This window comes from Corynebacterium gallinarum (assembly GCF_014837045.1).
In the GTDB taxonomy this organism is placed as follows: Bacteria; Actinomycetota; Actinomycetes; order Mycobacteriales; family Mycobacteriaceae; genus Corynebacterium; species Corynebacterium gallinarum.
In genome coordinates this window covers 454867-462101 of sequence record NZ_JACSPR010000002.1, presented here as the reverse complement: position 1 = coordinate 462101, position 7235 = coordinate 454867, and the positions used below count along the sequence as shown (strand labels likewise).

The following is a 7235-nucleotide window of genomic DNA, read 5'->3' as shown; positions in this document are numbered from 1 at the left end:
GAGCAGACCAGGGCGATGATGACGGCGAACATCATCGATGCGGACGACGCTGCTGCGTCTGAGGTTATGCGGAGGGACGTGGCATGAACCAGTGTCGGCATTTAGCTCGTGATGGTCCTTGAGGTCGTTACGCTGCTTGTTTTATCGAAAGGGCAGATACACCACTTCCGCGGACTTGACCGTTTTCCCGTCCCGGTCGCCGTGTTCGTAACCGAGGTGGGCATCCATTTCCGCGTTCAAACCCCGGTTGATCGAGGCCTGTACCAGGCCTCTCACGAGGTCGTTGGCATCGGTGGTGGAGGTTCCAAGCTCGCCGATGAGCTTCGCCATTTCGGGATTGGCGAGCAGTTTCTCTTCGATTGCTTTGATCCGTGCGGAATCTTCTGGGTTTCGTCGTGCCACGGTAGTCATTGTGGTTCATCTCCTTGATGTGTGGGGAATCCCTCACACACAAAGTATTAAACACTCTCCAACAAAACCGTGACGGTTCACTCTCCAATGACGAAACACACCGCTACCTCATAAGCCTACTTTTCCACGCTTGGCATCATAACTCCTCGCGGTAAAAATCGCGAGGAATATCTGGATAAGAAGCATTCCTGCCATTGATAGACTAAGCCCCCAAACAGCTAGCAGAATGTCTGACTTTAGCGAATAGATAACTATAAGGGGTACTAACATATAAAAGACTGCGAAAGTTAACAAACGACCCTGAGTTTGAGTAACAATGAAAATATTAGCCAGAGGTGATGTAACAACATTTAAGTATAACCACGGCACTAGAGCCTGTGCAAAGTAACCACTAAGTTCCCATCCCGATCCGAGTAGCATTGGAAAAAGTTGGGGACTTATTAGAAACACAAGTAGAAACGGGAAAAAAGCGAGCAGCAACCCTTTCCTAACAATAGTTAAAACCATTGGATACAAATATCCACGACCCTCGTGTGCCATTTTCTGCAAAAACACTTGCGATATAGCTTGGGAAAATAATCCAACCGGTGCTTGAACACCCCGCAATGCCATAGAAAACTGCCCAAGAGATGAGGCAGAAACCGAGGCGATAATAAAATTTAGCCCATTCATCCGCACACTATCCACCAAGGCATTTGGCCCATTGACCAATGGCATCTTGATGTATTTGCGCATCAGCTTTCTCGCATCACCAAAATGTAGTATCTGTTGACTAATTCCTAACCCTTGCTGTGAAATTAAGAAAATCACTGCAAGGGCTTGCCCGGAAATGAGACCCAGTAGCAGGCTCGTTAAATCATTTGAAATAAAAATTCCGAACAATACTTGAAATACCAGAACTGATGTACTTAGAATCACCTTATTAATACTCTGGATTTTGAATTTTTTCTGCCGAGTATACCAATAATTCATGATATTCATAAAACCGCTCAAGAAAATGAGAGCTGAAATCCCAGGCAACCACTGCCTATAGCCTTCAAGGTTGAACAGAGAAGATACAGGGTGCATGAAGAGGAATAAAAATATGCAGCTCGCTACTGATGTTACGATGACGATCCATTGAGCCAGCGCCTTAATTTTTACTGCTTCACTTGCATCGGTCGGCAATATGATAGCCAATTCATAGCGGCCTGCTGCGAAGACCGAAAAAATCGAAGCGGCCGATACATATACCGCTAATAGTCCGACTGCAACCGGATCATAGACACGGCTAAGAATAGGTATACCAATAACATTTACCATTTGAGCAATGGAAGTACCCGTAACAAGAGTCGCAATGCTCTTCGATGTATCATTGAGTCGAAACTTTAAAGGAACCTTCACGGACTATCTTCTGATCTTTCTATTTGCAGTGATGAAAGAAAAATCTCAAACTGAAATATTTCGTTAACCAATTACAGTAAGTGGTTCCGTCTGGCCCGGCCACATAGACATAGAAATCTAATTAAGAAACAGGCATCAGCATTGCTAGATCCAACTTTCCGATTACTATTGTCTACCTGAACGTAAACTATAATAATCGAGATACTTGGGTCGAACCTGCGGAAGATTAGAGACGGTTAGAGAGTGGTTTTCAGAATAACAATACACGGGCCCGACCCCCGGATAGTAGACACGGAGGATTTAATCAGGAAGTAGATTTCAGGATAACAGAACCGCGCTCCTCAAACACCACAGGAGCCAGATATTTACACCAGGAATGCCGGCGCACCGTGTTGTAGCGGGTACACCAGCGGAAAACATTCCGGCGACAGAGCAACTGGTTCGCAAACGTCTTGGAATCCTGAAGAACTTCCCGCTTCATCGCCGCATTGAATGACTCCGCAAGCGCGTTATCCGCACTGGTACCAATTGATCCCATTGATTGCTGGATCCCTAATTCTGTGCAGGTGAATATTTGCGCCTATGGGAGCCACACGTTCGTGTCCTTGGGAGCCAGCGATGGTGCGGATGAGAGCCAGCAGTGGTGTCGCCCGGATCCACTACCGCTCCCCGGGGAACTACATGGAGTAGCTTCACCGTCACGCCGCCTTTTCGCGGCTGAATGCACAGCGGCACTGCTGTTGCGCACAACGCTGCGATTACCCCTTCTGGCAGCCCACTCCGGTGAAGGCGACGTACACGCTTCGACAGGATGAAATCGGCTATAAAGAATAATCCCTTGAAGTCATCTGCCTCTCATGTGATGGTGGGGGGCTTAAAAGTGGTGGTTCTGCCCGACACCATGAATGGCTCCCAACGAGATCAACAGCGCTTCGGCCACGTGGCTCCCAAACACGCCATCACTGGTTCTCATAACCGCGAATATTCAATCTACAGATTTTTCTCGTAAATTTCGGTGATAAAAGCTGCAGAGTCCTTAGCATCATAACCAGCTTCCCGAAGAAGCTGGGCACCTTTAATATTTCTCTTAAATGTAGAGCTCTCAATTGCTTTCGCCCAATCATCGACTGGATCCTGTAATGACTTAAAATTAATTAAATTTTCAACCACCTGTGCCTCAGGTGGAACTCCAGTGCTTACAAGGGAAGGCAACCCGTTGGCTTGTGATTCTAACAATGTGAGTGGGAGGCCCTCCGAAAATGATGGAAGCATCAAAAGATCTGCAGCACTGTAGAGGTCGGACATATCATTCCTTAACCCTAAAAACCTTATGCTACGTTCAACGCTAAGGCGCTGAGCTAGGTCTGAGATGCCCTGTTGCAGGGGGCCGTCTCCAATCAGGAGCAAAATGGCATGCGGTTGCAGGGTCAAATATTTTGCAAATATAGTTATTAAAAATTTATGATTTTTTACCTCAACAAACCTTCCTACATGCATTAGAACGGGTGCATTGTCGTCTAATCCGAAATAGCTCCGTTTGATTGCTCTGCTTGATTGGGAGAATTCAAATTCAGATATGTTGATCCCGTTCTTAACCAGCTGGAAATCTTTATTGCGGAAAAATGCTTTTCCGGCGTCCATTCCACATGCTATGCGTAAGGTAGAAAAGGCCATAATGAAAGATCGAGACAAGCTAACATATGCTTGCCGAGGAATGCTTGCGCCAAGCTCATCTCGAGTGCTATGAGAATGCATGATCCTCAAAGGGGCTCTTTCGAGCCATCCAGCAAATAGTGCAAAGCTTGATGCCAGATAGAGATGGGCATGTACGATTTGCACATCGTATTCTCGGATAATATGACGGATTTTTTGGACGTATCGAACCACTCCCACTTCTTTAATGCTAGGAATATTAATAATCTTTCCACCGAGGGCATTCACCTCTTGGGCGTGATCCCAAGTTTTCTCGCCGTGGCACAAAAATAAGAATTCAAACCGGTCTGGGTCAATGTTTCGAAGAATCCCCATTAAGAAAGATTGAACACCACCCTTGTCCATACTTCCAACGACATGAAGGACACGGATTCGTGAAGGGTCCAGCAAAATTTCTCCCTAGATTCAATAATTTCAAATAGCTTCATCACACCCGCAAACTGAGCAGGTATCATACTGTTTAAGTGTCTATGTCAATTTTACCGAAACCTAAGGTACGATAACCAGCTCGTCTTCTGTCACGCCGATTGAAAGATATGGCATATGAGCCCATATCAAGCGATGTCTCTTCCCAGGTGAATATGATCATCATTATTGCTAGCTCATTCGACACATATAGGTTGCCCGCAGCTACAATCCCAGGCTACCAACGATCTTGAACTTTATCTGTATGAGCTGTGTGCGCTGGATGTTAATCTCTGTCAAATAGGTCGCGAGAGTACACGTGGTCAGATACGTCTTGCAGTTCGGCAGTTAGACGGTTTGCGATTATTAAATCGCACTGAGCTTTGAATTGATCGAGATCTTGAATGACTGGAGAGTTATAGAAAGAATCTCCATCAAAGTTCGGTTCATACACGATGATAGGAATACCTTTAGCTTTAAGTCTTTTCATGATCCCTTGAACTGAGGAAGACCGGAAGTTGTCTGAACCCGATTTCATTACGAGGCGGTAAATGCCTACAGTGTCAGGTTTTTTGCGCAGGATGTCTTCAGCAATGAAGTCTTTCCTGGTTCTATTTGCGGCGACAACTGCGGAAATGAGGTTTTGAGGGACATCTTTATAATTTGCTAAGAGTTGTTTTGAATCTTTTGGCAAACAATAACCACCATAGCCAAATGAGGGATTATTGTAGTGATTACCTATTCGAGGATCGAGTCCCACGCCCTCGATAATTTGCTTTGTGTCAAGGTTGCGGACGGCTGAATAAGTATCCAGTTCGTTAAAAAAAGCTACGCGAAGCGCGAGATATGTGTTGGCGAATAATTTTATTGCTTCTGCCTCCGTAGGGTCGGTCAGAAGTACTGGAACCTCGGCCAGCTCTGCACCTTCTTTGAGGAGGTTGGCAAAAACTTGCCCCGAGTTAGATCGATCGCCTACGACGATTCTAGAGGGATACAGATTGTCATAAAAGGCACGCCCCTCGCGAAGGAACTCAGGTGAGAACATTATTTTCGCACGGGGGTTGGCCTGTCGGAGTTCTTCAGTATAACCGACCGGGATGGTCGACTTGATGACAATCTGTGCCGATGGATTGACTGAAAGAACCGTAGAAACTGCGTTTTCCACGCTGCTGGTATCGAAGAAATTGGTAGCGGGATCGTAATTAGTAGGTGTAGCAACCACTACAAACTCAGCTCCGCTATAGGCGACTTCTGGGTCAATTGTTGCAGATAAATTTGACGGTTTAGAAGCCAGGTATTCTTCAAGTTCTTTGTCTTTGATGGGGGACTCAAATTTATTTACCGCCGTGACTCGAGATTCATCGATGTCAAGTGCGATTACCTGGTGGTTCTTGGAAAATAGGGCGGCATTAGACATGCCTACATAACCCAGACCAGCTACTGCAATTTTCAAGGGACCCTCTGCCTCCATTTAATAAACTACTAGGCGAAATCGTATGTTTCGACGCAGTAGAAGATAGAAAATAGTTTTATGTTACCTGTAAAGACATCCGGCATTGCCGAGAAGGTCAGGTCGCGAAGAATTCTGTGTAACGACCTTTACTCCTGCAATCAGACCATTCGTGTAGATGGAATCTAAGCAACTCTCAACGGCCAGTACATCTAGGATGCATGAAAATAGAAAGAAAATTGTTTACAGCCGGTGCCGGGCGAAATTTTAACAGTAAGCTGACAATCTTTCTCAGTATTTCGAAACTGTTAACATTTATCCCAGATTCTGCGTTACATCTTTTAGAAGTTGATTTAATTCCATGTTGCGATGAAACTCAACTTGACTCTGCAAAAGAGCTGCCTTTCGAGTCAGCTAGAACGAAGGACAAAGAATGCCAATTCATGAACAGATTATCTTTTTCATAAACAGGACCTGACCCCCCGTTTGGTAGACACCTGATATCCCAGCATTCTGGGACAGAAAGGTAATCTGCCACCATGCCAAGCAAGACCTACACAGAGGAGTTCAAGCGCGACGGAAGTCGCCTGGTATGAGAACTCCCCGGGCACCTCGATCCAGATCATCGCCACCGACCTTGGGGTCAACCGCACCACGTTGGCGAACTGGGTGAAAAAATACGGCACTGCCACTCCCACCGAAACTCCCTCGTCAGCCTCTATAACCGAGGCTGAGCGGATCCGGCAGCTGGAACGAGAAAACGCCCGGTTACGAGAAGAACGTGACATCGTGGCGAAAGGCCGCTAAATATTTCCCGGCAAGAGACGAGACTTCTGACCGTGTTTGAAGGTTCGTTGATGACACCTCCAAGACCTATTCGGTTAAGCGGTTATGTGAGGTCCTCAAACTCAACAGGTCCTCCTTTTACAAATGGAAAAACAGCAGCTCAGCACACAGGAAACGACTCATCTCTGACGCCATCCTCGGTGCCCGGGTCGCAACCGTGTTCACGAAAGAACGCGGTTGTTACGGTGCCAAGCGGATTACCGCCGAACTCAAAGACCAGATAGATCATGACCCCGTAAATCACAAGCGGGTCGCCCGGGTAATGCGCTCGTTGAAGCTGTTTGGCTACGACCGAAGAAACGCAAGGTCACCACCACTGTGTCCGATCAGAAGAAACCAGTGTTCCCTGACCTTGTCGGCCGGAAATTCACCGCCGACAAGCCAAACTGGCTCTACGTCGGCGACATCACCTACCTGCCGATTGCTGATGGGTCGAATATGTACCTGGCTCAGGAGTCATTGACTGTTATTCTTAGCAAGGTTGGTGGGTTTTTCTATCGCGGATCACATGGGTGACGTACTTGGTTCAGGACGCGCTGCTGATGGCCAAGGGCCAGCGTGGAGACCTCAAGGGCGCGATTTTTTAACGAAGATCACGGAAGTGTTTACACTTCTCATGCGTTCCAGGACACCTGCAAGGAATTAGGGGTCGAGGGCAGTCAATGGGATCAATCGGCACCAGTGCGGACAACGCTTTGGCGGAGTCTTTCAATGCCGCGCTGAAGCGGGAAGTTCTCCAGGAGTCCAAGACGTTTGCGAACCAGTTGCTCTGTCGCCGGGACGTCTTGAAGCTGGTGCACGCAGTTCACAACACGGTGCGCCGGCATTCCTGGTGTAAATATCTGGCTCCTGTGGTGTTTGAGGAGCGTCGTCCTGCTATTTTGAACTCTGTTTCCTGATTAAAATCTCTGTGTCTACTATCCGGGGGTCGGGCCCGTTCTCAGATCGTGCTTCATCACCCGTGTGTTTGCTCTCTCTAGGATGCTCATGCGGGTGTTCTCGATTTTAAGGTCACGGTTTAGAGGAT

Annotated in this window: 3 protein-coding genes and 3 pseudogenes; 1 reads left to right on the top strand and 5 read right to left on the bottom strand. The window is 47.1% G+C overall.

The annotated features are described in order from the left end of the window. Window positions 1–183 precede the first annotated feature (183 nt). From H9627_RS14170 to H9627_RS04705, 5 genes and pseudogenes are all read right to left on the bottom strand, one after another. Window positions 184–411: pseudogene (locus H9627_RS14170) on the bottom strand (IS256 family transposase); the annotation flags it as partial. Window positions 412–519: 108 nt separating this feature from the next. Next, window positions 520–1794, bottom strand: a complete 1275-nt coding sequence (locus tag H9627_RS04720; protein WP_191732844.1) for a lipopolysaccharide biosynthesis protein — start codon at window positions 1792–1794, stop codon at window positions 520–522. 304 nt (window positions 1795–2098) lie between these two features. Further along, a pseudogene (locus H9627_RS04715) lies at window positions 2099–2359 on the bottom strand (integrase core domain-containing protein); the annotation flags it as partial. A 425-nt stretch (window positions 2360–2784) separates the two neighbouring features. Further along, on the bottom strand, window positions 2785–3852 hold the full coding sequence (locus H9627_RS04710; RefSeq protein ID WP_191732843.1) for a glycosyltransferase: 1068 nt from the start codon (window positions 3850–3852) through the stop codon (window positions 2785–2787). Window positions 3853–4198: 346 nt separating this feature from the next. Next, entirely contained in the window at window positions 4199–5365 is a 1167-nt protein-coding gene (locus H9627_RS04705; RefSeq protein ID WP_191732842.1) for a nucleotide sugar dehydrogenase, read from the bottom strand. Between the two features lie 536 nt (window positions 5366–5901). Between H9627_RS04705 and H9627_RS04700 the strand changes: the two are divergent. Then, window positions 5902–7107 (top strand): annotated as a pseudogene (locus tag H9627_RS04700) (IS3 family transposase). The last annotated feature ends 128 nt before the right edge of the window (window positions 7108–7235 follow it).